The sequence below is a fragment of the Haloferax sp. DFSO52 genome (assembly GCF_048158745.1).
Classification (GTDB): Archaea; Halobacteriota; Halobacteria; order Halobacteriales; family Haloferacaceae; genus Haloferax.
The window spans coordinates 585757-608518 of sequence record NZ_JBLOPB010000001.1; the positions used below are offsets into that span (position 1 = coordinate 585757).

Sequence of the window (22762 nt, forward strand, 5' to 3'; positions counted from 1 at the left end):
CTCGCGTGAGCCTCTCGGGAACAGAGCGCCAGCCGAATTACAAACCAAGGCGAATGGGATTGCTGACGAATCGATGCGCCGTGGTTACTCGCGTTCCGACGCCAGTTTCTCGGACGTGGCGAGAACCGGTTGCAGTTGCACTGTTTTCACACATCCAACATGTATATTTACAACGAGGAATGAGAGAGTGAGTTCATGGAACTGCGACTTCGTCTCTCACTTCTCGCCCGAATGGCGCTTGCGGCGAGCATCCTCTTGTCGCTCTCGCTGGTTCTCGCTGTGTTCGCCGTGATATTCGGGTTTCTGTTCGCCGCCATGGTACTCGGGTTTCTCATCATGCCGCTCGAATTCGCGTTCGACGCACCTCGCCTCTCGACTGCGCTCGGCGTCTCACCGTGGCTTCTGTCCATCGGGTCGCTCGCCGCTCTCACGATCGTCTACTACTATTCATCACGCATCGTCGCGCGCGCTTCGGCAGACCACCTGATTCCGCCGTCAGACTTCGTGTCGGCAGGCTCCCTCGTCGTGGTGCTCGTCTGCCTGTACGAACTGGTGATCGAAACCGGTGCAGCCCTCTACACCGTCGTCACGGGGGCGTTGGGAACCGAATGGGGGTTCTTCGGTGTCATCGCCGTCACCATCGTGCTCTCACTTTGGGCGTTCGTCGTCGCCCTCCGCGACCAGATTCGGACACTCGAAGACCGGACGGTTGGTCTGGCGAATGCCACTCGCTACTCGAACGTTGACCTCTCGGGCGTTGTGGGACGACTCGCTCGACAGGTGGGCGTTCCGGAACCGACTGTTCTCATTAGCTCGCACGACCGCCCAACGGCGTTCACCGTCGGGTCGGGGACGACTGCGAAGATTGTCGTCTCGACGGGACTCGTCGACCTGCTCTCAGACGCCGAACTCGAAGCGGTACTCGCCCACGAAGTGAGCCATCTCGCCAATGGCGACAGCAGAATCATGGCTGCTGCACTCGCACCGGTGGTGTTCGCAGAAGACCTCGTCGACGACTCACCCGACGATATCGGTGATTGGGTGTTCTGGGTTGGAGAGATGCTCTTACTTCGGTATGGTCAGTTCGGAGCCGCAGTACTCTCTCGGGGGCGCGAGTGGGCAGCAGATTCGGGTGCGGCGGCGCTCACCGGGTCGCCAGCAGCGCTCGCGAGTGCACTCGCCAGACTCGACGACGAACGGGGTGTTCCGTCTGAGGACCTCCGAGAGTGGTCGGAAGCCTTCGTCGCGCTCGACGTGTTACCGACATTGTCTCCCGAGGGGACCGAGTGGCCCTTCAGGACCCACCCATCGACAGCAGAGCGAATCGCCCGACTCCAGCGACTCGAAGCAAAACAAGAACGAGAATAAGACGTTTCTCAGGCCGGGGTCGATTCTCGCCCAATCTTCGTCAGCGTCCCGACACACACGCTGGCGACGATGACGTGCATCGCCATCAACACGAGGACGCCCGGAACCGTCGCCTGTGGGTCGCCAATCAACAGGCCAAAGTCTGGGAGGAACGACACGACCAGTACCGCCAGTGCGACGCGGAGGAACGTTCGGTCTGGATTCTCGACGCGCATCGTGAGATAGCCGTAGACGAGCGTCGCACCGACTGCTCCTGCCCCAGAGAGAAACAGTACCGACGGGTACGAGAGTGGGGCGAACGGCTGGACTGCCCCACTCGCGAGGACGAGCGTCAGGACGAGCGCATTCGCGACGACCGAGAGTACGACGGCAGTGAGTCCCCGCCGCGCGAGTACCGACCGAGTTGGGCGAGCAGTGGATGTGACTGTTGACATGACCACGAGAAGTACGTCGCCACACTGAATGAACCTATGTGTCACACGACCTGAGCGCCCAAAAATAGACGATACCCAAGTTGAACGAGTCGGTGAGACCCGCCGCACCCCTGTTCAGTTCTGCGTCAGCAGACGGCGCAGGACGAAGTGGAGGATGCCACCGTTTTCGACGTACTTCACTGCGGCGGGCGTGCCGACCTGTGCGGTCACGTCGAACTCGATTTCCGTTCCGTCGTCTTTCGTCGCGACGATGTGGAGTTCGTCGTTGACTTCGAGGCCATCGTCGAGGCCCTGAATGTCGAAGTACTCGGAGCCATCGAGGCCGAGCGACTTCCACGAATCACCGTCTTCGAACTGCAGTGGCAAGACGCCCATGCCGACGAGATTGTCGCGGTAGATACGCTCGTAACTCTCTGCGATGGTCGCCCGGACGCCGAGGAGGTCGGTTCCTTTGGCCGCCCAGTCACGACTCGAGCCGGTCCCGAACTCGACGCCCGAGAGGACGACGAGCGGGGTTCCTTCGTCGCGGTAGCGTCCGCTCGCTTCGAAGACAGTCGTCTCTTCGCCTGTTGGGTGGTGGATGGTGTAGCCACCTTCCACGTCGTCGAGCATCTGGTTCTCGATGCGGACGTTTGCGAACGTCCCGCGCATCATGACTTCGTGGTTGCCGCGGCGAGAGCCGTAGGTGTTGAAATCGACAGGGTCGACGCCGTGGTCCATGAGCCACTGGCCTGCCGGGAGTCTGGACCCGAACGGTCCTGCGGGACTGATGTGGTCGGTCGTCACGGTGTCGCCGAGTGTCAGGAGACAGCGGGCGTCTTCGATGTCCGAGACACCGGGTTCGTCCAGCGGGAAGTCCTTGAAGAACGGCGGTTCGCGGATGTAGGTTGACTCGTCGTCCCACTCGTAGACGTCGCCAGTCGGGGCTTCGAGCGCTTCCCAGCGCTCGTCGCCTTCGAACACGGAGGCGTACTTCTCGCGGAACATCGACGGTTCGACGCTGTCGTGGATGGTCTGTTTGATTTCGTCGGTGTCCGGCCAGATATCTGCGAGGTAGACGGGTTCGCCGTTCTTGTCGGTTCCGAGCGGGTCGTTCTCGAGGTCGATATCCATCCGTCCGGCGAGGCCGTACGCCACGACGAGTGGCGGACTCGCGAGGTAGTTTGCGCGAATCTTCGGGTGGATGCGCGCCTCGAAGTTGCGGTTCCCACTGAGGACGCTCGTCGTCCACAGATTGTGTTCGTCGATGGCGTTCTCGATGGGTTCGGGAAGCGGGCCGGCGTTGCCGATACAGGTCGTACAGCCGTATCCGACGACGTCGTAGCCGAGGTCTTCGAGGTACGGGAGGAGTTCGGCTTTCTTCAGGTACTCCGTGACGACTCGGCTACCCGGTGCGAGACTCGTCTTGACGTAGTCGGGGACGTCGAGACCCTTCTCGACTGCGTTGCGTGCGAGGAGACCTGCCGCAAGCATCACCGACGGATTCGACGTGTTCGTACAACTCGTGATGGCGCTGACGACGACGCTTCCGTGGCCGATTTTGGCTTCGGTTCCGTCGTCCATCTTGACGGTGACGCGCTTCGTCAGCGGGTTGAGGTTGGCGTTTTCTGTGACAGCAGCAGTGCCGCCGTCGGTGTGTCCACCTTCGCCCAACCACTGCTGGAGTTCGTATTCGTCGTAGTCGTCAAGGTGGTCTTCGAACTCGCCGTGGACGAGTCCGCGGAAGTGCGTCTTCATGTCACCCATCGGGACGCGGTCCTGCGGACGCTTGGGGCCGGCGAGACTCGGTTCGACGACGGAGAGGTCGACTTCGACTGTCTCTGTGTACTCGGGGTGTTGCTCGCCGAACAGTCCCTGCGATTCGAGATACTCGCGGACGAGTTCGATGTGGTCCGGGTCGCGGCCGGTGAGTTCGAGATAGTCGAGTGTCGCCTCGTCGACCGGGAACATACTGATGGTCGACCCCTGTTCGGGTGCCATGTTGGAGATGGTCGCCCGGTCGGGCACCGAGAGGTTCTGAACCCCGGGGCCGAAGAACTCGACGAAGCGGTCGACCACGCCGACTTCGCGGAGTTGTTCGGTGACGTGGAGAACGAGGTCAGTCGCCGTCGCACCTTCTGGGAGGTCGCCTTCGAGTTTGACGCCGACGACTTCGGGGAGTTTCATCGTAATCGGCTGGCCGAGCATCGCTGCTTCGGCTTCGATACCACCGACGCCCCACCCGACGACGCCGATACCGCCAATCATGGGCGTGTGGCTGTCGGTTCCGACGAGTGTGTCGGGTAAGAGCCACTGGTCGTCGCGCCACTGTCGGTCGTGGACGACCCGTCCGAGGTGTTCGAGGTTCACCTGGTGGACGATGCCCGTCCCCGGCGGCACGACGCTGAAGTTGTCGAAGGCGTTCTGTGCCCACTTGAGCGCTTTATACCGCTCGGAGTTGCGCTCGTACTCGAGTTCGACGTTCTTCTCGTAGGCGTCGCCGGTCCCGAAGTAGTCGACCTGCACGCTGTGGTCGATGACGAGGTCACACGGCACTTCGGGTTCGACGACTTTGGGGTCTTTTCCTGCTCTGTTTGCCGCAGACCGAAGTGCGGCGAGGTCGACGACTGCTGGCACGCCGGTCAAGTCCTGTAACACGACGCGAGACGGCGTGAACGGAACTTCGACGTTCGGCACGTCGGGTTCCCACGACGCCGCGTTCCGCACGTCGTCTTCGGTGATGATGTCGCCGTCGACGTTTCTGAGGACGGATTCGAGGAGGATTCGAATGCTCACCGGGAGTTTGTCGAGTTCACAGAGTCCCTGTTCTTCGAGGACGGTCAGGTCCGCCATCTTGTAGGTGGTATCTCCGCGTTCGAGTTCTCGGATCGCACCGAATGGATCGGAATCTACCATTGTTTTCCCTTACGAACTCATTGGCCTTGAATCGGTGACCTCAGAAATGGGGGCAAGTCGGTGAGCTACGAGGCCCTGCCGGTGGGACAGTTTCACGAGGTTCGACGGGCAAAGAAACACCCATTTGATATGTATCTGAACAACACCTGATATATACTAGCTCCGTATCCCCCGGGTGCGATTTCGACTACGACTGCCGCCGACGCCGCCGAGCGCTGAGGTCTCCGGCGACGATGAGGCCGCCGTGTTCCAGAAGAGCAGCAGAGCAGTCCCAGCAACTGTACCACATCTCGTGGCCCCGGGCGACCACGACGTTCGACCGCTCACCACACTGGTAACAGGGGCGTCGTTCTGGTGGGTGAATGACGCGCATCGGGCTGACAGTTTACTCTTCGGGGACGCTCGCGACGCCCACGAACTCGTTTACTTCGTCCTGGATGTGTCGTCGGACGCGTTCGCAGTAGTCCCACAGCAGGTCGTTGAACTGTTCTCGCTCCGCTTCGGTCAGACTCTCCTCTCCGCGTGACCACTCCACTGGAATCTGGGGATGGCGGGTGCAGACGACAGACAACGGGTGGTTTTTCGGGTGACCCATGACGATATCGTACTCGTCGACACCCCAGATACCGTCGTCGCCTTCGCTGGCGAGTTCTTCGTCGATGTGGTCGAGAAGGTGACGCTCCTCGCTCGTGACGACGGCGCTGTCGCCATTGAACAGTTCACGGTACGTCCGGTCACGCGCCGTGTAGGTCCACCCGTCGAGTTGCTCTCGGGCCTGTTTGAGGAGTTGTCTGTCAGCTTCCATGGGTGTATACTCGTGCGCCGAGGTGATATGAGTACGCCCACAAATCGGGTCGAATCCGTACACCCGCGCGAGTCGCCGTCTGATTTTGCTCACCCTTTGATGTTTGCAATCGGAGCGGTTCGAGCCACTTTCGTCCCGATTCCCAGCGCGTCGCTGACGCGGGCGACTTCGTCGATGTCTTTGTACGCACCCGGAGCCTCTTCTGTCAGGGTGCCACCAGAGTGTGCACGGACGTAGATTCCGCGGGCACGGAGCGCCTTCTGGAGTTCTCCGGCGGTGTACTCGGATTTCGCTTGCGTCCTCGACTTCAGCCGCCCGGCACCGTGGGCAGTCGACCCGAAACTCAGGTCCAGTGAGCGGTGCCCACCGGCCAGCACGTACGAGTGAGACCCCATACTCCCCGGGATGAAGACGGGTTGGCCGACGTCTCGGTACGCCTCCGGAACGTCTGGGTGACCTGCAGGGAACGCGCGTGTCGCTCCTTTTCGGTGCACGAGGAGTGATTTCTCCCGCCCGCGGACGGTGTGTCGCTCTTCTTTGGCGATGTTGTGGCAGACGTCGTAGACGACTTCGACGTCCGTCTCCTCGAAGAGCGCCTCGAACACCTCGCGGACCGCCTGCGTCATCGCCTGTCGATTCGCCCACGCGAAGTTGGCGGCGGCGTTCATCGCTCGCCAGTATGTCTCCGCGAGCGGGTCACCGAGTGGGGCGTAGACGAGTTGTTTGTCCGGGAGCGACGCCACGAGGTCCGAATACTCACGCTCGAACTGCCGGATGAAGTGCGAACACGTCTGGTGACCGAGTCCTCGCGACCCAGAGTGAATCATGACGACGATGTCATCGGTGTCGATCCCGAACGCCGCCGCAGTCTCCGAGTCGTACACGTCGGTGACGCGCTGAACTTCGAGGAAGTGGTTGCCGGACCCGAGCGACCCCACTTGATTGACACCGCGCTTGAGCGCCTCGGTTGGAACCGCGTTCGGGTTTCCCGGGAGTGAGCCGTTTTCTTCGCAGTGTTCCATATCGGCTTCCGTCGCGTGGCCGTGGTCGACCATCCACTCCATCCCCGATTCGAGGATGCCGCGCACGTCGGAGATGTCCGTCCGGAGATAGCCACCCTTGCCGAGACCTGTCGGTATCGTTTGATACAGTCTGTCGGCGAGAATCGACGCCTCGCCCGCGATATCTTTGTACGACAGGCCAGTTCTGAGGAGTCGGACGCCGCAGTTGATGTCGAACCCGATTCCACCCGGACTGATGACACCGTCGTCGATATCCACCGCGGCAACGCCGCCGATGGGAAATCCGTATCCCTGATGCCCGTCGGGTAAGACGAGCGCGAATCGCTGGATACCCGGCAACGTCGCCACGTTCCGAACCTGCGAGAGCGTGAGGTCACCCTCTTCTAGCATCTCCTCGATGAGCGTCTCGGACCCGTAGACACGCGCGGGGACGTTCATCGGCCCTGTTCGTTCGATTTCGTACACGTTCTCTTCGAGTTTGACGAGTTCCACCATCGACCACCACTGGATAGAACTATGATAACAAGTCGCATAAGTCCGTCCAATAGGACACTCACCTTACTGTACTGACAACATTCAACATCTCATCCGGCGTAGGATGGACATGGACATCTCGAATCTCGTCGAGAGAGATTTTCCGACAGTCAGCCCTGAGACGCGTGTTTCTAAGCTTCAGGGAATGTTCCAAGAGACGGGCACGAAGGCCATCGTGGTCGTCGACGACGACGAGTATCTCGGTATGGTTACGCTGCGCCAGATGAACGTCACCCACCGCGACCCGGACGCAAAGGCACGGAGCATCCTCTGGCACCCCGCAACGGTCGAGCGTGACGAGGACGTTCGGCGTGTCGCACGTCTCATCCTCGCCAGCCGGAGCGAGGTGCTTCCTGTCTTCGACGGCGACGACCTGTACGGAACCGTCTCCACAGACCGAATCTTAGAGGAGGTGACGAAGTTCCTCGGCGTCCTCACTGTCGAAGACGTCTACTCCGACTCGCTCGTCAGCGTCGGCCGCGAGGCGACGTTCGGTGAGGCGCTCAACACGTTCCGCGAACACGGAATCACACACCTTCCAGTCGTCGAAAACGACTCCGTGGTCGGTGTCGTCAGCCTGTACGATATCCTCGATTTCACGACCCGAACGGTGAGCAAACCGTCCGGTGGGTCATCGGGTGGGTTCGACGTTTCAAGCGGCGACGCCGGCCCCGGATTTCGGTCGCCCGGTGGGATGGGAGACAGAGCGGGTGAACTCGAACGAATGCTCGACTTGCCCGTCGTCGACGTGATGAGCGAACCTGTCGCGACGGCCCTCCCGAACGAGGGACTCGACCACGCCGTCGAACGGATGCTGGCCGAAGGCGTCTCCTCGCTCATCGTCCTCCGAGAAGACGAGCCATCGGGTATCGTCACGAAGACAGACGTGCTCGAATCGTTGACGTGGACCGGTGAGTCGAGACTGCCGGTTCAGATTACTAACGTCGATCTGCTGGACGACATCTCGCGTGAGGAAGTCGTGGAGATGGTCGAAGGGTTCGCCGACAAGTACGGCGGTCTCACGATACTCGAAGCACACGTCTACCTGCACAAACACGACGAGAAACTCCGTGGCACGCCGCTCATCATGGCCAGAATTCGGCTGTTCACCGACAAGGGCCACTTCGTCGGAACGGGCGAGGGATACGGTGCATCACACGCGCTCCATCTCGCGCGGAACATCGTCGAACGCCAGTTGCTCGAAGGGAAGACACACGACGAAACCAAGAAACCGCCATCCGACCCCGACGAATACTGGTCGAAAGTGTTCGGCTGGTGGCTCACTGCACCGCCGCGTCGCTGACACCGAGAACTGGCCCGGCAGATGAGTTCGAACTCGGTTCAGACGCGGAACGCGTGGCGCACTGCGACCGGCATCGTTCTCGCACTCGGTGGGTTTGGCATCTACCTCTGGGTCGTCGGCGTGAGCGACGTCGTCGACGCCGTCCGGTCTGTTTCGCCGCAACACCTCGCCTCGCTGGTCGTACTCGGCCTCGTTCCGATAGTCCTCTGGGGTGCGGGACTCTGGCTGATACTGCGTCGAATCGGCGTTCAGGTCGGATTCTGGCGGGCGACACTCCTCTTCGCAGCGACGGGGTTCGTCAACGCCGTCACGCCGTTCGGTCAGTCCGGAGGGACACCAGTGAGTAGCCTCCTCGTCGCGTGGGACGCTGATATCGACTACGAGAGCGCCTTTGCGGCCGTCGGCAGCCTCAACGTCTTCGTGCGCCTCGCGTCACTCACGCTGGGGGTGCTGGCGGCCGTCGGGTACACTGCACGCCTCGTCTCCGACGAGGGAGTTCGAGAGATGGGTCTCGTCGTCGCGGCCGCCACAGTGGTCTTTCTCGGTGGAGGTGCGATTCTCTGGGTCGCACGACACGACCTCGAACCGATTGTCGGGAACGCACTCGAACGACTCGCCGCCGGTGTTGGTCGGGTGATTCCGGGAATCTCGTCGCCGCCACCCGGAACCGTCGCGAAGCGAGTCGAGCGGTTCGTCGCCACTGTGGACGTACTGGCGGGGGACCGCTGGCGACTCGCTGCCGTCTTCGCACTCGCAGTGTTCGGGCAAATCTCGGTGGCAGCGGCGCTCTGGACTGCGCTGGACGCCCTCGGCACCGCGCAACCGCTGGTGCTCGTGCTCGTCGTCATTCCGCTGGCCACGGTGAGCGGACTCGTTCCGACGCCGGGCGGAATCGGAAGCGCTGAAGTCGTCTTGTCGTGGCTCCTCGTGGCGGTGATGGGTGTCTCGTGGCCGCTCGCAACCGGGACGGCACTCATCTACCGTGGAACCGTGTACTGGATACCGACCGCACTCGGTGCAGTCGCTACCGGTGGATTCCTCTTTTCTACGCACGGCGCTGCCGACCCCCGACGGACACGGCAAGCGACAGTCGCCGCGTTCGTCCTCGCCGGCAGTATCTCGGTCGCGCTCATCGTCGTCGTTCACACGCGAGCGCTCTTCGTCGAACCCACAGACGCTGTCGTCCACCTCGCCCAGGATGTAGGACTCGGTGTGCTCGGATTCGCGGTGCTCTGGGCAATCTTCACGATAGCAGCGAATCGCTGACGCTCAGGGCGACGCTGCGGCCAACTTCGCTCGTAACTGGTCGGGGTCGACGCGGAATTTGAACGCTGGTCGGCCATCGACGTAGACGTAGGGGACCCGCTCACCGTACTGGTCGCGGAGTTCGTCGTCCGTATCCACGTCTACGAGTTCGATATCTACAGGAACGTCCTCGTCTGCGGCCACCTCGCGGATGGTCGCTTCTGCCTCGTCGCAGAGGTGACACTGCGCTCTAGTGTAGACGACGATGGAGACGGGGGCGCTCACGCTACTCCTCGACGATTCCCGTGAACTCGTCGATGGGCATCACGGAGTAGTCGACACTGAGCGTGTCGCGCGTCGCCCGAATCTTCCCGACGAACGTCGAGATGTCGGTCAGTTGCCCTTCGAGGACGAACAGTTCCATGCAGTAGTGGTTGCCGACGTGGTTGTGGAAGTTGGACTTGACGAGTCCTTCGTACTCGTGGCGAAGTCCCATCATCCGCTCTTCGACGCTCGTCGTCTCGTAGTCGAAGATGACGGTGACGACGGCCATCAACTCCCGGTCTTCGAGTCGCTTGTCTTCGAACTCTCCGAGGAGATTTCGCGATGCCTCCCTGACGACTTCGCTTCGCCCGGTGTAGCCGTGCTCTCCGGCGAACGAGTCGATGCGCTCCAGCAGTTCCTCCGGCATGGAGACGCTGACGACGGTCATATATTAAATCGGGTATCACAAATTAATAAAGATTGGCATCGTCCGCCAATCACGCGTCGAGTGATGCAGCATCTTCTTGTCAATGGGTCGTCTCCTTTTGTCGTAGAGAGACTATTGCACCTGTACAGCATGCCTCCTACCCTGTTATCAGTGACTCGGCATCTATGACCGTTTTCACCAGAGATAACAGAGGCGAACTGTTGATATAGGAGAAGCGACCAGTCACGAAACAATCGACACCTCGTATGGCGACATCACCTGACACCGAACTATCCGAAACGCGAATTCACGAGGTACTGAGTAACGACCGCCGCCGGATGGCGATCGAGTTCCTCCAAGATGGCAACATGACCCTCCGTGAACTCGCCGAGCGAATCGCAGAAGCAGAGACCGGTGAGTCGCCACCACCACGAAACATCCGACAGAGCGCGTACGTCTCACTCCAGCAGACACACATCCCGAAACTCGACGAACTCGACATCGTCGAGTACGACGAACAGTCCAAGGAGGTGTCGCTGGCGGAAGCGGGCGACGTCACCGTCTACATGGAAGTCGTCCCCGAGGGCGAACTCTCGTGGAGTGAGTTCTACGCGACGCTCTCGGCACTCGGCCTCGTCCTCATGGTTGCTGTCGCCGTCGACGTTCCCCTCATCTCTTCTGTGGGCGCCTCCATCCTCGCTGCACTCGTCTTCGCTATCATCGGTGGGTCGAGTCTCTACCAGCGGTGGTCCCAAGAGCGATAGTCCACGCGAAGTAGCCGAGAGCGCATCTCTCATCGTCGTTCAGCGTCGTTGCCCACTGGGAATCCGGGACACAGTCAAGTAGCTCCGTCAGAATCGTTTACCCGAATATGAGTTATTCTGTCGTCGTGAGCGACTTTCATATGGTGGACCCCGACCACCAGCGACGTGTGCTCGGGGACGTCGCCGAGATACACGTCGCATGCCTCGGCTCCGAAGAAGCACTCGTCGAGGCCTGTGAGCTGGCCGACGCGGACGCCGTCGTCACCGACATCAACACACCGGTCACCGCCGAGGCGCTCTCTCGACTCGACCTGTCTGTCGTCGCGCGTGCTGCCGTCGGATACGACAACATCGACGTCGAAGCGGCCACAGACCACGGCGTCACCGTCACGAACGTCCCGTCGTACTGCACCGACGAAGTCGCGACGCACAGCGTTGCCCTCCTCCTCTCGTGTATCAGAGCGACGCCCACGTACGACCGGACAGTGCGGGCAGGAGAGTGGCCAGCGACACCCGGTCGTGACCTCCACCGAATGAAGGGTCGAACGCTCGGATTCCTCTCGTTCGGGGCGATTGCCCAGCGCACCGCAGCACTCTGTCGTGGATTCGGCCTCGAACTGGTCGCGTACGACCCGTACGTCGACGACGAACTCCTCGACGACCTCGGTATCGAACGCGTCACACTCGACGAACTGTACGCTCGCTCGGACTACCTCTCGGTGAACGCTCCTGCCACGCCCGAGACACGCGGGATGGTCGACGCCGACGCCTTCGACGCCCTGTCCGACGACGCAATCGTGGTGAACACAGGACGCGGCGAGGTCATCGACGAAGCTGCGCTCGTCGAGGCGCTTCGCGCGGGCGACATCGCATCGGCCGGACTCGACGTGTTCGAAGAAGAACCCCTCTCGGCAGACTCGCCGCTTCGCGAACTGGACACCGTCGTCCTCTCACCACACGCTGCGTGGTGTTCGGTCGAAGCGAAAGCCGAGGTGAACGAACAGACTGCGTCCGATATCAAGCGCGTCTTCGCGGGTGAGGAACCGACTGCGCGCGTCGAACCGAGTTGGAACTGAGCGGTCGACCCAGAGCGCCGCGTGCTGTGGGCGGGCAGACACTTAGGTCACCCCCGACACAACTCCAGTCATGGTCGAATCCGACGATTTGCCGTCGGTCTGTCCCGAGTGCGGCGCGAGAAACTCCGTTCGGCGACGATACGAAACCGGTGGTGGCTGGCGGGTAGTCTATCGGTGTGCTGAATGTGGGTCGCGAGTGTCGAGAGAAGCCGATTCCACGTGACGCGAGAGCGAGCGCCACACCGACTCAACAGTACGTCTCGCGCATCGTCTGCGCGAACAGGCCGTCTCGGTCGAACGCGATGGCGACGAGGACGAACGCTTCGTCGAGCGGGCGAATCACGAACACTTCGCGGGGTGCGTCAGGAATCGTACCCTCACCCGCTGCTTCTGCACCCTCCGTTTCGTCTGCGAGACGACCGAGTAGTGGGTCGAGCGGCAAGACGCCGTCTGAGAACTCTTCGAACAGGTCGCGCGCGCCGGGTTGCTTCGCGAAGACGTAGAGGACGGCGTTCGGGTCGCCATCGGTGCCGTATGTGACTCGCGACCCGATTGCGTCGCCGTCGGGAATCGCGCGCCACGTCTCGCGTGCGGCCTCGAACAAACCGGTTGCCGCCCCGACGAACCGGAACCGAGTCCGGTCGACGACCGACACCGTGGCGAATCGCGGGGTGCCGTCGTCCCACGTCAACGTCGCCTCGATTTCGTTCCCCGGTTCGAGCGCCGAGACTGACTCTGCGAGCGACCCGTCGTACCCGGTCTGCTGGACGTAGGTCGGAGAGAACGCGTCGTCCGCCATCGTCGCTGCCGCCGGGTCGGTCCAATCGACGGCCTCGTCGGGGCGTTCGAGTAAGAGCAACTCGTCTTGCTCCCGTGGACTGCGATAGACGCGGAATCGGCCGGCCGTCGTGACCTCCATACCGTCGGCTACTGGGTGGACGAAAATACACCTGCCGGTCGAACAATCGGCACCACGAAAATGGGGGTCGCTGCCATCTGCTCAGTCCATCACGATGAGACTGAGCGGCGGCAGGGTGTTAGGCTCGACGACGGGCGATGAGGGCCGCGCCAGCGAGTGCGACGACTGTCAGTCCGGCACCGAATCCGGGCGCACTCGTCGACGACGTCGTCGTGTCTGCTGCTTCCTCACCGGACGTCGTCTCGTCCGATTCGGTTGCGTCCGTGTCGCTTTCCGTCTCGGAAGACTCACCCGACGTGGACGACGAATCGTCACCCGACATCGTGACCTGCCGCTCGGAGAAGTGGTTCACGGCGACGAGGACGTTCGCCTCACCCTCGGCGCTCGTCTCCTGGACGAGATACTTCGAGGTGTCACCGCCGTTCGCGGCGGACTGGAGTTCGGTGTAGCTCTCGGCTTTCATCGCGGCCTCACCGTCGACCATCACCGAGAGGTTGTCAGTCGCTTCGAGTGCTTCCTCGGAGACGGAGGTCACGACGACAGTTCCCTGATTGACCGACCGGTCGATGGTCACGGTGACCGTCTCTTCGGTCTGTTCGGTCATCTCGACGGTGGTGTTTTCGCCGTAGTGGACGGCGTCCATCGTCGTCTCGCCGCCTTCCTGCATCACGTACACTTCAGCGGCCGCCTCACCGCTGGCGATGAGTTCCTCGGTCTGTTTGTCGTCGTCAGTTCGCTCACCGGAGTAACTGCGGAAGACGAGACGAGCGTCTTCGCTCAGGTCTGCGGTGACGTTTCCATCGTCGTTGACGGTCACAGACCCGTCGCCGACGACGATGAACGCGCCCTGCCGACCGTCGTTCTCGACGACCACGCGCGAGTCGCCTTCCTGTTCGGCCGACGCGTCTGCGCTCAGGTTCGCGGTCACGTACTGCGACTCGTCACCGGCGGCGACGACGAGCGTCCCTTTCGGGTTGTCGTGAGCGCGGAGGGTCGCACCGCTTTCGGCCGACACTGTGGCGTTCGTCTCACTCGTCGAGCTGAGTGAGAGTCCACTCGCGTCGATGTCGGTGACGGCAGAGAGCGCCACGTCGAGGCCGACGCTGGCGTCAGCCTTCGACGACGTCTCGACCGACTCGACGACGGTCGTGCCGTCGACCGTGTAGTTCGTCAGGGCGTTCGCCTCGGTGTCGAACGAGACGTGCGTTCCTGCGTACGCCGATGCGTCTGTGTTAGACTGCTGGGCGGTGACCGACCCGACCGGGACGGCCGCCGTCACCAACAGTACTGCGAGGACCACTGCAATTCGCTTCATTGCACTTGTGCCGCAAGTTCACACTCTATTGAATATCTTTTGGTTGTTGCATGGTACCACAGTCCTCCAATCCGGGAATAATGGGCGAAAATCGCGGAAACAGTTGTGTGCGGTTGTCGTAATATTGAATCGGTCACCGAGAGATGCCGTCACCTTCGTCTGCGACGACACGTTCGATGTCGTCGGGCGTCACGACTGCGACGTCACCCTCGATCGTTCGCTTGAACGACGCCGTGGCGGCGGCCCACCGGAGCGACTCGGCAACGTCGCCGCCGTCGAGTCGCTTCGCGAGGAATCCGCCGACGAACGCGTCACCAGTTCCGATGGCATCGTGGGTTTCGGCCTCGTAGACGCCCTGTTCGTACACTTCGCCGTCGGTGAATGCCAGCGACCCCGCCACGCCACGAGTGACGACGACCGTCTCGAAGTCGAAGTCGGCGGCGAGTCCGCGGGCGATAGATTCGGCGTCGCCGTCGCGCCCGAGCACCGTTTCGGCGTCTCGTTTGGCCGCAAACAGCACGTCGATGGAGCCGAACAGGTCGCGGTAGGCGTCGGCCGCGTCTTCGGGCGTCCAGAGTTTCGACCGATAGTTCAGGTCGAACGCCGTCGTTGTCCCGGCCTCTTGCGCCGCGGCGAGTACGTCGATGGTGGTCTCTCGAAGCGTCTCCGAGAGTGCGGGTGTGATTCCGCTCGTGTAGCAGATTTCCGCGTCGCGAACCGCGTCGAGGTCGGTTTCGCTCGTCTCGAGCGTCGTCACCGCGGCATCTGCCCGGTCGTAGACGACGTTCGTCGGTCGAGGGGAGACACCGTGTTCGAGATAGTAGAGGCCCTGTCGGTGCTCGTCGTCCCAGACGACGCCGTCGGTGTCGACGCCGTGACTCTGGAGTTCGCCGACGACGCGGCGACCGAGTGGGGAGTTCGGAAGCTTCGAGAACCACGCAGTGTCGTGGCCGAGTCGCGCTGCCGCGACGGCGACGTTACTCTCTGCGCCGCCCGCCTGCACTTCGAGTTCGCGCGCGGTTTCGAGTCGCTCGCCACGCGGCGGCGATAGGCGAAGCATCGTCTCACCGAAGGTCACGAGGGCTGTCATGGACGGGGGTTCGTCGGCGCGGTATAAACCTCCGGCGTTGGTGTCGAATGACGCGACTGCTCACCGGTCAGTGGCTGACTGCACACTGACGGGTCGTCGTCTCTCGGGACGCACGGGTTCCGACTCTCAGACCGACGTGAATCGCTGGACGAGATAGATAACTGCGATGGGGACGCTCAGGAACGGCACGGCCACGAGGTAATAAATAGGAGAAGGCACCCAGTCGTCGTGTCGAGCGAGCGTGAGTCGGTCGAGATGGAGCGCGACCGGCCCGACGACGACTGCCAGCGCCGTCCCGTAGAGTCGAATCGTGCTACCGGCCATGTCTGCCCACGGGGGAACGCCCGGCCCAGTCGCCGCTGTAAGGAGATACGAAACCACGAGAACGAGGGGCCCGAAGAGGATGCCCAAGAAGACGAGTGGGTTCATCGCTACCCACCTCTCTGTGTTCCGACTTTAATCCTCTGCGCGTCGGCCACCGTGACCGGGATAGTCGCGTTCGAATCGCGCTTCTATCTCCTCGCGGTCGAACTCGATGATGACCGGTCGGCCGTGCGGGCAGGCGTAGGGGTTGTCGCAGTCGTCGAGCGCCGAGAGCAGGTCGAGGACCGAGCCTTCGCGGAGCGACGTGTTGCCGGTGATCGAGGGATAGCACGCGAGGTCTGCCAGCAGGTCGTCAGCGACGGCGTCGACTGTCTGCTGGCCGCCGTCGGCTTCTTCGCGGACGAACGCCGTCAGCGCATCGCGGACGAGTCCCGGGTCGAGCGCGGCGTCGAAGACGGCTGGAACGGTCCGAACAGAGACGGTTCGGTCGTCCGTCCGCCCTGCGTGGAACCCGACTTGCGCCAGCGCTTCGCGGTACTCTTCGAACAGCGCCGCCTCGCGCGCCGTCAGTTCGAGTTCGACAGGGTCCGCCAGCGCCTGCGTCGGTGTGTCGCCTTCGACCTCACCTTTCAGTCGTTCGTAGTTCACACGCTCGTCGGCGGCGTGCTGGTCGACGAGGACCAGTCCCGCACTCGTCTCGGCGACGATGTAGGTGTCGAGGAGTTGGCCCAGGATTCGCATCGACGGCAACGAGTCGAAATCGGGAGTCAGCGACGCTTCGTCGCCCGAAAGGTCACGCTGTGTCGTCGGGGCGGCGATGCGTCGCGGTGACTCGGTGGTACTGTCGTCACCCGTGGCAGTTGGTGTGGAAGCGCTCGACGACGCGCCGTCAGGCGAACCAGTGGCATCGCTGTCACCGTCAAACGACGACTGTTCTGTCGTCTCCGGACCCGGCGCGAGGTCGTATTCGCGCGGCGGCGTCGGTGGGGTCGAGGTTGGTGCGGACGACGCCGAGGTTGACGACCGCGGAGGTGACGACTGCGACGAATCGGACTGCGACGAGTGAGAGTCGCTCGAATCGGCGGCGACGTGTCGGTCCTCACGGGTCGATTGCACGTCTCGCACCGTCGGTCGGTCGAACCCGCCTTCGGTATCGCCAGCAACCTCACGCACGTCGTGCGGGTCAGACTCCTCAGTATCGCCGGGCGTGACCGGCGTCTCGTCGGCTTTCGAGAGGCCACGGGGGGCCGACGAGCGAACGAGACCGTTGTTCAAAAGGGCTTCTTCGACGGCCTCAGTCACGTCTCGTTTGACCTGCGACTCTTCGTCCCACCGGACCTCCATCTTGCGCGGGTGGACGTTCACGTCCACGGCGTCGGGTGCGACGTCCACGAAGAGGACGGCGAAGGGGTAGCGGTCGGCGTCGAGTTGCCCGCCGTAGGCGTCGAGAACGGCCTCTCGAAGCGTTCGGTCGGTGACGTAGCGACCGTTGACGAACGTCGAGAGATAGTCGCGAGTGCTTCGGGTCGTCTCGGGGTGGCTGACGAGGCCGCTGACCGAGATTCCTGCGGCGTCGTGTTCGACAGGCACCATCGACTCGGCGACTTCGCGACCGTACACCGAGAGGACGGTCGATTGGAGGTCGCCGCGGCCCTCGGTGGCGAACACCTCTCTGTCGTCGTGGTCGAGCGAGACGGCGATATCCGGGTTGGCCAGTGCGTAGTGGGTGACGACGGTGTTGACGTGGTCGAACTCCGTCGCCGTCGTCTTCAGGAACTTCCGGCGAGCGGGTGTGTTATAGAACAGGTCGTCGACTTCGACGACAGTTCCTTCGGGACAGCCAGCGGGGCGAACATCTTCAACCTCGCCGCCTTCGTAGCGGAGTTCGGTTCCCACGTCGCCGCCGCGGGGTTTCGACCGGATGGTCATCCGCGAGACGGCACCGATGGTGTGGAGCGCCTCGCCCCGGAATCCGAGCGTCCCGATACCCGCTTCGAGGTCCTCGATGTCGCTAATCTTGCTCGTCGTGTGCTCGCGGACGCAGAGTTCGAGTTCTTCGTCGGTCATGCCCACGCCGTCGTCGCGGATGCGGATGCCTTCGGTGCCGCCGGATTCGACGGCGACAGAGACGCGCGTCGCGTCCGCGTCGAGACTGTTCTCGAACAGTTCTTTGACCACCGATGCGGGACGTTCGACGACCTCGCCGGCAGCGATGCGGTCGATTGTCTTCGCGTCGAGTTGCGTGATGTTCGTCATCGGTTACCCTCCGACTGACTGCCTTCCAGTTTTCCACCGTCCAACTTCGACTGCCACGCCTGCACCTTCGCCATCAGGTCTATCGGCGAGGTTGCGTTCACGTCGGTCGATTTGAGTTCGTCGAGAACGGCCTCCATTTCGGGGTCGAGTGCTGGTTCTGGGTCTGGGTTGGAACCGGTGTCGGCCTCGCCGTTTTTGGCCGTGCCGTCCTGGGCCGTACCGTTCGCGGGACTCCCACTGTCTCCGCCGGTTGCGACGTTCATCTGGCCGCTTCCAACGTCGAAGACTGCTTGGACCGGTTCGGACGACCCGGAGCCTCTGGCCTCGATTGCCTTCTCGTCGCGGAGTCGGTCGAGCACATCTGAAGCGCGGTCCACGACGGGTCGCGGAACGCCCGCGAGGTCGGCGACGTGAATCCCGTAACTTCGGTCGGTCGGGCCATCGACGACGGTCCGAAGGAAGGTCACGTCGCCGTCTCGCTCGTCCGCCGCGACGTGGACGTTCGCCACTCTGTCGAGGTGGTCGGCGAGACCTGTGAGTTCGTGGTAGTGGGTCGCGAAGAGCGTCTTCGCGCGCACCTCGTTGTGGAGATATTCGGTGGCCGCCCACGCGATGGAGATGCCGTCGTAGGTGGCGGTTCCGCGGCCGACTTCGTCGAGGATGACGAGCGAATCTTCGGTGGCAGAGTGGAGGATGTTCGAGAGTTCCTGCATCTCGACCATGAACGTCGAACGGCCCTGTGCGAGTTCGTCCAGTGCGCCGACGCGGGTGTAGATGCCGTCGACGACGCCGATGGTTGCCGACTGCGCGGGGACGAAACTCCCCACCTGTGCGAGGAGGGTAATGAGCGCGGCCTGCCGCATGTACGTCGATTTCCCCGACATGTTCGGGCCGGTGACGATGAGGAATCCACGCTCGCGGTCCATGTGCAAGTCATTCGGGACGAAGTCGGTGGTGCGCTCGACGACAGGGTGGCGACCCGCCTCGATGTGCAGCGGTCCCGGTTCGGTGAGTTCCGGACGCGTCCACCCGTTTCCGGCCGCGTGGGTCGCGAGCGACGCGAGCGTGTCGACCTCTGCGATGGTCCGCCCAACGTCTTGGAGGAGTTCAGCGTGGGTCGCAACGCGCTCGCGGAGGTCCTGAAACAGGTCGTATTCGAGGTCGCCACGGGCCTCTTCGAGTCGAAGCACGTCGCGTTCTTTCGTTTCTAGCTCTTCGGTGACGAACCGCTTGGAGTTCTTGAGCGTCTTTATCTGCCGGTAGTGGTCGGGAACCTGGTCGGCGACGGATTTGCCGACCTGAATGTAGTAGCCGTCGGTCTTGTTCCGGTCGACCGTGACGTGCGAGAGGCCGTGTTGGCGCTTTTCACGCTGGGCGAGCGTGTCGAGCCACGATTTCACGTCGTCGTGTCGCTCGATGAGTTCGTCGAGTTCGTCGTCGTAGCCTTTCTGGAACAGGCCGCCTTGCGTGACCGTCTTCGGCGGGTCGTCAGCGAGTGCATCGGCGAGTTCTGCGTGCAGCGACGCCGCGGCCTCTCTGTCAGGTCGCGAAACGACGTCGGCCAGTGGGGAACTGGCCAGTTCCGTGCCTTCGATGGCGTCTGTGAGCGCGGGAAGGATCTCGAGTGTGTCGCGGACAGAAAGCAGGTCGGACGCGCCGGCAGTGCCCGACGCGGCACGAGAGGCGAGTCGTTCGAGGTCGTAGGCTCCATCGAGTACTTCGCGGACGCGTTCGCGAGCGAGAGCGGCGGACGCGAGCGCTTCGACGGCGTCCAGTCGGTGTGAGAGTCTGGTGTGGTCACGTCGCGGGCGAGTCAACCACTCTCGCAGGAGACGGCCACCGGGCGATGTCATCGTGTGGTCGATAGTGTCGAAGAGCGACCCCGAGCGGTCGCCGTGCATCGTCTCGGTGAGTTCGAGATTTCGCTGCGTGGTCGCGTCGAGTTCGAGCAAATCGCTCGGGTGGTAGACGCGGAGGCGCGTCATCGACCGCAGGACGCCAGCGCCCGTCTCTTCGACGTACGCGAGGATGCCGCCCGCCGCCTGTGTCGCCAGTTCGGAGTCGAGGCCGACGCTCTCGACGGTGGATTTCCCAAACTGCTCGCGAACTGCGTGCCGGGCACGACCCGGTGCGAACGCCTCCGCAGAGAACAACGAGAACGAGGCGTCAGTCGCTTCGCGGAGCCGCGAGAGTGTCTCGTCGTCCGCGCGGAGGTCCGGCCCGGGGAGCACTTCGACCGGTGCGAAGCGGTAGAGTTCGGCCGCGGCGTCCTCGACGGTCGCGGACTCAGTGACGAGGAACTGCCCGGTGGTGATATCTGCGAACGCGAGGCCGACGCCGTCTGCCCCGGTCACGACGGCGGCGAGGAACTGTGCGTCAGCCCGTGAGGTTTCGAGGAGCGTCCCCGGTGTGACGACGCGCGTGATGCGTCGGCCGAACTCACCCGATTCCGTCTCGTACTGGTCGGCGACGGCGACCCGATAGCCGTGTTCGACCAGCGCCTTGAGGTAGGGCGTCAGGTCGTTCAACGGCACGCCCGCCATCGGGTACGACGACCCGTGCGAGGACTTCTGGGACACCTTGAGGTCGAGTTCGCGCCCGACCGTCTCGGCGTCGTCACCGAAAAACTCGTAGAAGTCACCGCACTGCATGGCGAGCAGGTCGGCGTCGGTCTCCTCTTTTAACGAGAGGAACTGGCCGACGATTCCCTGAGTAGTCATGTGCGCACGTGGGAGGGCGGGCGGATAAAACGCTACGATGGTACTTGCGCGGACGCCCCGGTGACACGGAGACCAGACGTTGCAACGATGCGGAGTCTGTGGTCTATCACTCTCGACAACCGTCTTCTATGGTGTCGTTGCGGTGGATATCGACTCCCGATATCTCGATTGATACGCATCTGCGACACACTCTCCTGAACCCCTCAGTTGATAGTTTACAGATATCAATCGTGATACTCTGTGCAGTAGGGTTATGAACTCCTTGTTCGAGAAACCCATACATGGACCTGCTTTCGCGACTCGCGGCGCTGGTCCCGGGGACCGGGGCTCGGGCACGTGCTGATGGCGGCGTACAGACAGACGAGAGTGCAACAGTTGCTGCTACTGCAGCACGACAGCTTCACGTCGGTGACTTACTCGATGGCGTTGGGACACCGGTGTTCGTCCTCGACGCCGACCACCGAGTCACCGCGTGGAACGCACCGATTACCAAATTGACGGGCGCGTCGCCGGACGAGGCGCTCGGGTCTGAACACGTGAGCGAACTGTTCTACCCCGACGGCCGTCGGGCGAAGACCCTCGCAGACAAAGTGCTCGATTCGCCACGCACTGCCGCGGAGAAACACGGCCTCGACGTCGTCGACGCCGAACGCTATCTCTACCGTGATACGAGCACGATGACCGACCGAAACGGTCTCGACCGGCACATCGCGTTCACCGCACAACCGCTCTTCGACGGTGACGAACTCGTTGGTGTCGTCGAGACAGTCCACGACCAAACCGACGTCGTGGCCGAACAACAGGCGTCTGCGGAACTCGTCGACGAAGTGTCGAGGACGGTTTCTGGGCTGACGAACGGCGACCTCTCGGTCCGTGCCGAGTTTGCCGACCAGGGCATCCTCACCGACGAGACGCGGTCTGTCGTCACCGACCTCAATCAGATGGCAGAGCGGTTCGAACGGCTCGCAACCGAAGTCGACGGGTCGACGGCGGACCTCGGAAACTCGATTCGGCGCGCGGCGACTGCCGCAGACGACATCGAGTCGCAGGTCACAGAGCAAGCGGAGTTGCTCTCGAAAGGGTCCGAAGAGATGCAAGACCTCTCGGCGAGTATGGAAGAGATTGCGGCCACCTCAGACGAGGTTGCGTCGGCGGCGGGCCAGGCACAGACGGCCGCAGAGAACGGCCGTGAGGCGGGCCAGAGCATCCGAACGGCGACCGACCACGTCATCGACATCTCCGACGAGTTGCTCGACAGCGTGATGGAACTCCAACAGCGGATGGGCGCGATCGAAGAAGTCGTCGAAGTCATCGCGGAAGTCGCAGACCGAACGAACTTGCTCGCGCTCAACGCGAACATCGAAGCGGCCCGTGCAGGCGAAGCGGGTGAAGGCTTCTCGGTCGTCGCCAACGAGGTCAAACAACTCGCCAATCAGACCCACGAGCACACAGAAGAGATTGCAGACAGCATCGACGAGATTCAAGAGCAGGCAGACGAGACGGTGACGGCCTCCGAGCAGTCCCACGAGCAGATTCAGGTCGCCTCCGGCGAGATTTCGGACGTCCTCTCGTCGCTGACCGAAATCGCCGACGCGGCCGACTCGGCGGCCAACGGCATCACGGAAGTCGCACGCGCGACTGACTCGCAGGCGACGAACATCGAAGAAGTCACGACGACGATTCAACTCGCACAGGACCACGCTCGCTCTGCGGAGGAAGCGACGGCCGAGATTACCGACGCCACGTCCGAACAGACCGTGGCACTCGACGCCCTCGCAGGACAGGTCGACGAACTCGTCGGCGGCGAAGCGAGCGCAGTCGACGAACTGGAGCAGTTGGACCAACTCCACGCGGCGACTGACGGTGGGGAGCAGTCACCTGGCGGTGAACCACGGACCGACGGCGGTTCCTCGCTCCCCCGCGACTCGATTGTCGAGCGCGATGGCGACACAGACGGTGGCTTTCGCTTCGGCCGCTAACGACGACATCGCTCCACAGTAG

At 62.6% G+C, this 22762-nt stretch carries 19 protein-coding genes; 6 read left to right on the top strand and 13 right to left on the bottom strand.

Features of this window, described 5'->3' with window-relative positions:
* The first annotated feature begins 195 nt into the window (after positions 1-195).
* A complete protein-coding gene (locus ACK3SC_RS03100) occupies positions 196-1368 on the top strand; it encodes a M48 family metallopeptidase (RefSeq protein WP_416838652.1) in 1173 nt (390 codons plus the stop codon).
* An 8-nt stretch (positions 1369-1376) separates the two neighbouring features.
* Here ACK3SC_RS03100 and ACK3SC_RS03105 read toward each other — a convergent pair whose 3' ends face one another.
* The 5 genes from ACK3SC_RS03105 to ACK3SC_RS03125 form a co-directional block, all read right to left on the bottom strand.
* A complete protein-coding gene (locus ACK3SC_RS03105) occupies positions 1377-1802 on the bottom strand; it encodes a DUF6069 family protein (RefSeq protein WP_416838653.1) in 426 nt (141 codons plus the stop codon).
* A gap of 114 nt (positions 1803-1916) precedes the next feature.
* Positions 1917-4697 (bottom strand): aconitate hydratase AcnA, encoded by a 2781-nt coding sequence (gene acnA, locus ACK3SC_RS03110; RefSeq protein ID WP_416838654.1) that lies wholly within the window; start codon positions 4695-4697, stop codon positions 1917-1919.
* 187 nt (positions 4698-4884) lie between these two features.
* Positions 4885-5070, bottom strand: coding sequence for a hypothetical protein (locus ACK3SC_RS03115; RefSeq protein ID WP_416838656.1), 186 nt, complete (start codon positions 5068-5070; stop codon positions 4885-4887).
* 12 nt (positions 5071-5082) lie between these two features.
* Positions 5083-5502, bottom strand: a complete 420-nt coding sequence (locus tag ACK3SC_RS03120) for a hypothetical protein (RefSeq protein ID WP_416838657.1) — start codon at positions 5500-5502, stop codon at positions 5083-5085.
* A gap of 89 nt (positions 5503-5591) precedes the next feature.
* Positions 5592-7019 (bottom strand): RtcB family protein, encoded by a 1428-nt coding sequence (locus tag ACK3SC_RS03125; protein ID WP_416838658.1) that lies wholly within the window; start codon positions 7017-7019, stop codon positions 5592-5594.
* 109 nt (positions 7020-7128) lie between these two features.
* Between ACK3SC_RS03125 and ACK3SC_RS03130 the strand changes: the two genes are divergently transcribed.
* Together ACK3SC_RS03130 and ACK3SC_RS03135 are read left to right on the top strand one after the other, a co-directional pair.
* Entirely contained in the window at positions 7129-8361 is a 1233-nt protein-coding gene (locus ACK3SC_RS03130; RefSeq protein ID WP_416838659.1) for a CBS domain-containing protein, read from the top strand.
* 21 nt (positions 8362-8382) lie between these two features.
* Positions 8383-9627 carry a lysylphosphatidylglycerol synthase transmembrane domain-containing protein gene (locus ACK3SC_RS03135; protein WP_416838660.1) on the top strand — a complete coding sequence of 415 codons (1245 nt, stop codon included), beginning with the start codon at positions 8383-8385 and terminating at the stop codon, positions 9625-9627.
* A gap of 3 nt (positions 9628-9630) precedes the next feature.
* On the opposite strand, the gene ACK3SC_RS03140 is transcribed toward ACK3SC_RS03135, so the two are convergent.
* A complete protein-coding gene (locus tag ACK3SC_RS03140; protein ID WP_416838661.1) occupies positions 9631-9891 on the bottom strand; it encodes a glutaredoxin family protein in 261 nt (86 codons plus the stop codon).
* Position 9892: 1 nt separating this feature from the next.
* Positions 9893-10318 (bottom strand): CopG family ribbon-helix-helix protein, encoded by a 426-nt coding sequence (locus ACK3SC_RS03145; protein ID WP_416838662.1) that lies wholly within the window; start codon positions 10316-10318, stop codon positions 9893-9895.
* A 245-nt stretch (positions 10319-10563) separates the two neighbouring features.
* Here ACK3SC_RS03145 and ACK3SC_RS03150 point away from each other — a divergent pair, with 245 nt between their 5' ends.
* Both ACK3SC_RS03150 and ACK3SC_RS03155 read left to right on the top strand, forming a co-directional pair.
* Positions 10564-11061 carry an ArsR family transcriptional regulator gene (locus ACK3SC_RS03150; RefSeq protein WP_416838663.1) on the top strand — a complete coding sequence of 166 codons (498 nt, stop codon included), beginning with the start codon at positions 10564-10566 and terminating at the stop codon, positions 11059-11061.
* 107 nt (positions 11062-11168) lie between these two features.
* Positions 11169-12137: a C-terminal binding protein gene (locus tag ACK3SC_RS03155; RefSeq protein ID WP_416838664.1), complete on the top strand. Its 969-nt coding sequence runs from the start codon at positions 11169-11171 to the stop codon at positions 12135-12137.
* 247 nt (positions 12138-12384) lie between these two features.
* Here the strand turns inward: ACK3SC_RS03155 and ACK3SC_RS03160 are convergent, their stop codons facing one another.
* The 6 genes from ACK3SC_RS03160 to mutS form a co-directional block, all read right to left on the bottom strand.
* Positions 12385-13056, bottom strand: a complete 672-nt coding sequence (locus ACK3SC_RS03160; RefSeq protein WP_416838665.1) for a DUF6663 family protein — start codon at positions 13054-13056, stop codon at positions 12385-12387.
* 118 nt (positions 13057-13174) lie between these two features.
* Entirely contained in the window at positions 13175-14371 is a 1197-nt protein-coding gene (locus tag ACK3SC_RS03165; RefSeq protein WP_416838666.1) for a PGF-CTERM sorting domain-containing protein, read from the bottom strand.
* 133 nt (positions 14372-14504) lie between these two features.
* Complete coding sequence (gene kdgK1 / locus ACK3SC_RS03170) at positions 14505-15461, bottom strand: bifunctional 2-dehydro-3-deoxygluconokinase/2-dehydro-3-deoxygalactonokinase (RefSeq protein ID WP_416838667.1); 957 nt, start codon at positions 15459-15461, stop codon at positions 14505-14507.
* A 126-nt stretch (positions 15462-15587) separates the two neighbouring features.
* Complete coding sequence (locus tag ACK3SC_RS03175; protein WP_416838668.1) at positions 15588-15890, bottom strand: hypothetical protein; 303 nt, start codon at positions 15888-15890, stop codon at positions 15588-15590.
* Between the two features lie 27 nt (positions 15891-15917).
* Positions 15918-18041 carry a DNA mismatch repair endonuclease MutL gene (gene mutL, locus ACK3SC_RS03180; RefSeq protein WP_416838669.1) on the bottom strand — a complete coding sequence of 708 codons (2124 nt, stop codon included), beginning with the start codon at positions 18039-18041 and terminating at the stop codon, positions 15918-15920.
* Positions 18038-20761 carry a DNA mismatch repair protein MutS gene (gene mutS, locus ACK3SC_RS03185; protein ID WP_416838670.1) on the bottom strand — a complete coding sequence of 908 codons (2724 nt, stop codon included), beginning with the start codon at positions 20759-20761 and terminating at the stop codon, positions 18038-18040. Before mutS ends, mutL begins: the two co-directional genes overlap by 4 nt.
* A gap of 281 nt (positions 20762-21042) precedes the next feature.
* Between mutS and ACK3SC_RS03190 the strand changes: the two genes are divergently transcribed.
* Positions 21043-22740, top strand: a complete 1698-nt coding sequence (locus ACK3SC_RS03190; protein WP_416838671.1) for a methyl-accepting chemotaxis protein — start codon at positions 21043-21045, stop codon at positions 22738-22740.
* Positions 22741-22762: the final 22 nt, after the last annotated feature.

Excerpts from the sequence above, each read along its gene's own strand:
- ACK3SC_RS03100 (WP_416838652.1), top strand. The coding sequence starts at position 196 with ATGGAACTGCGACTTCGTCTCTCACTTCTCGCCCGAATGGCGCTTGCG.
- ACK3SC_RS03105 (WP_416838653.1), bottom strand. The coding sequence starts at position 1,802 with ATGTCAACAGTCACATCCACTGCTCGCCCAACTCGGTCGGTACTCGCG.
- acnA (WP_416838654.1), bottom strand. The coding sequence starts at position 4,697 with ATGGTAGATTCCGATCCATTCGGTGCGATCCGAGAACTCGAACGCGGA.
- ACK3SC_RS03115 (WP_416838656.1), bottom strand. The coding sequence starts at position 5,070 with ATGCGCGTCATTCACCCACCAGAACGACGCCCCTGTTACCAGTGTGGT.
- ACK3SC_RS03120 (WP_416838657.1), bottom strand. The coding sequence starts at position 5,502 with ATGGAAGCTGACAGACAACTCCTCAAACAGGCCCGAGAGCAACTCGAC.
- ACK3SC_RS03125 (WP_416838658.1), bottom strand. The coding sequence starts at position 7,019 with ATGGTGGAACTCGTCAAACTCGAAGAGAACGTGTACGAAATCGAACGA.
- ACK3SC_RS03130 (WP_416838659.1), top strand. The coding sequence starts at position 7,129 with ATGGACATCTCGAATCTCGTCGAGAGAGATTTTCCGACAGTCAGCCCT.
- ACK3SC_RS03135 (WP_416838660.1), top strand. The coding sequence starts at position 8,383 with ATGAGTTCGAACTCGGTTCAGACGCGGAACGCGTGGCGCACTGCGACC.
- ACK3SC_RS03145 (WP_416838662.1), bottom strand. The coding sequence starts at position 10,318 with ATGACCGTCGTCAGCGTCTCCATGCCGGAGGAACTGCTGGAGCGCATC.
- ACK3SC_RS03150 (WP_416838663.1), top strand. The coding sequence starts at position 10,564 with ATGGCGACATCACCTGACACCGAACTATCCGAAACGCGAATTCACGAG.
- ACK3SC_RS03155 (WP_416838664.1), top strand. The coding sequence starts at position 11,169 with ATGAGTTATTCTGTCGTCGTGAGCGACTTTCATATGGTGGACCCCGAC.
- ACK3SC_RS03160 (WP_416838665.1), bottom strand. The coding sequence starts at position 13,056 with ATGGAGGTCACGACGGCCGGCCGATTCCGCGTCTATCGCAGTCCACGG.
- ACK3SC_RS03165 (WP_416838666.1), bottom strand. The coding sequence starts at position 14,371 with ATGAAGCGAATTGCAGTGGTCCTCGCAGTACTGTTGGTGACGGCGGCC.
- kdgK1 (WP_416838667.1), bottom strand. The coding sequence starts at position 15,461 with ATGACAGCCCTCGTGACCTTCGGTGAGACGATGCTTCGCCTATCGCCG.
- ACK3SC_RS03175 (WP_416838668.1), bottom strand. The coding sequence starts at position 15,890 with ATGAACCCACTCGTCTTCTTGGGCATCCTCTTCGGGCCCCTCGTTCTC.
- mutL (WP_416838669.1), bottom strand. The coding sequence starts at position 18,041 with ATGACGAACATCACGCAACTCGACGCGAAGACAATCGACCGCATCGCT.
- mutS (WP_416838670.1), bottom strand. The coding sequence starts at position 20,761 with ATGACTACTCAGGGAATCGTCGGCCAGTTCCTCTCGTTAAAAGAGGAG.
- ACK3SC_RS03190 (WP_416838671.1), top strand. The coding sequence starts at position 21,043 with ATGGACCTGCTTTCGCGACTCGCGGCGCTGGTCCCGGGGACCGGGGCT.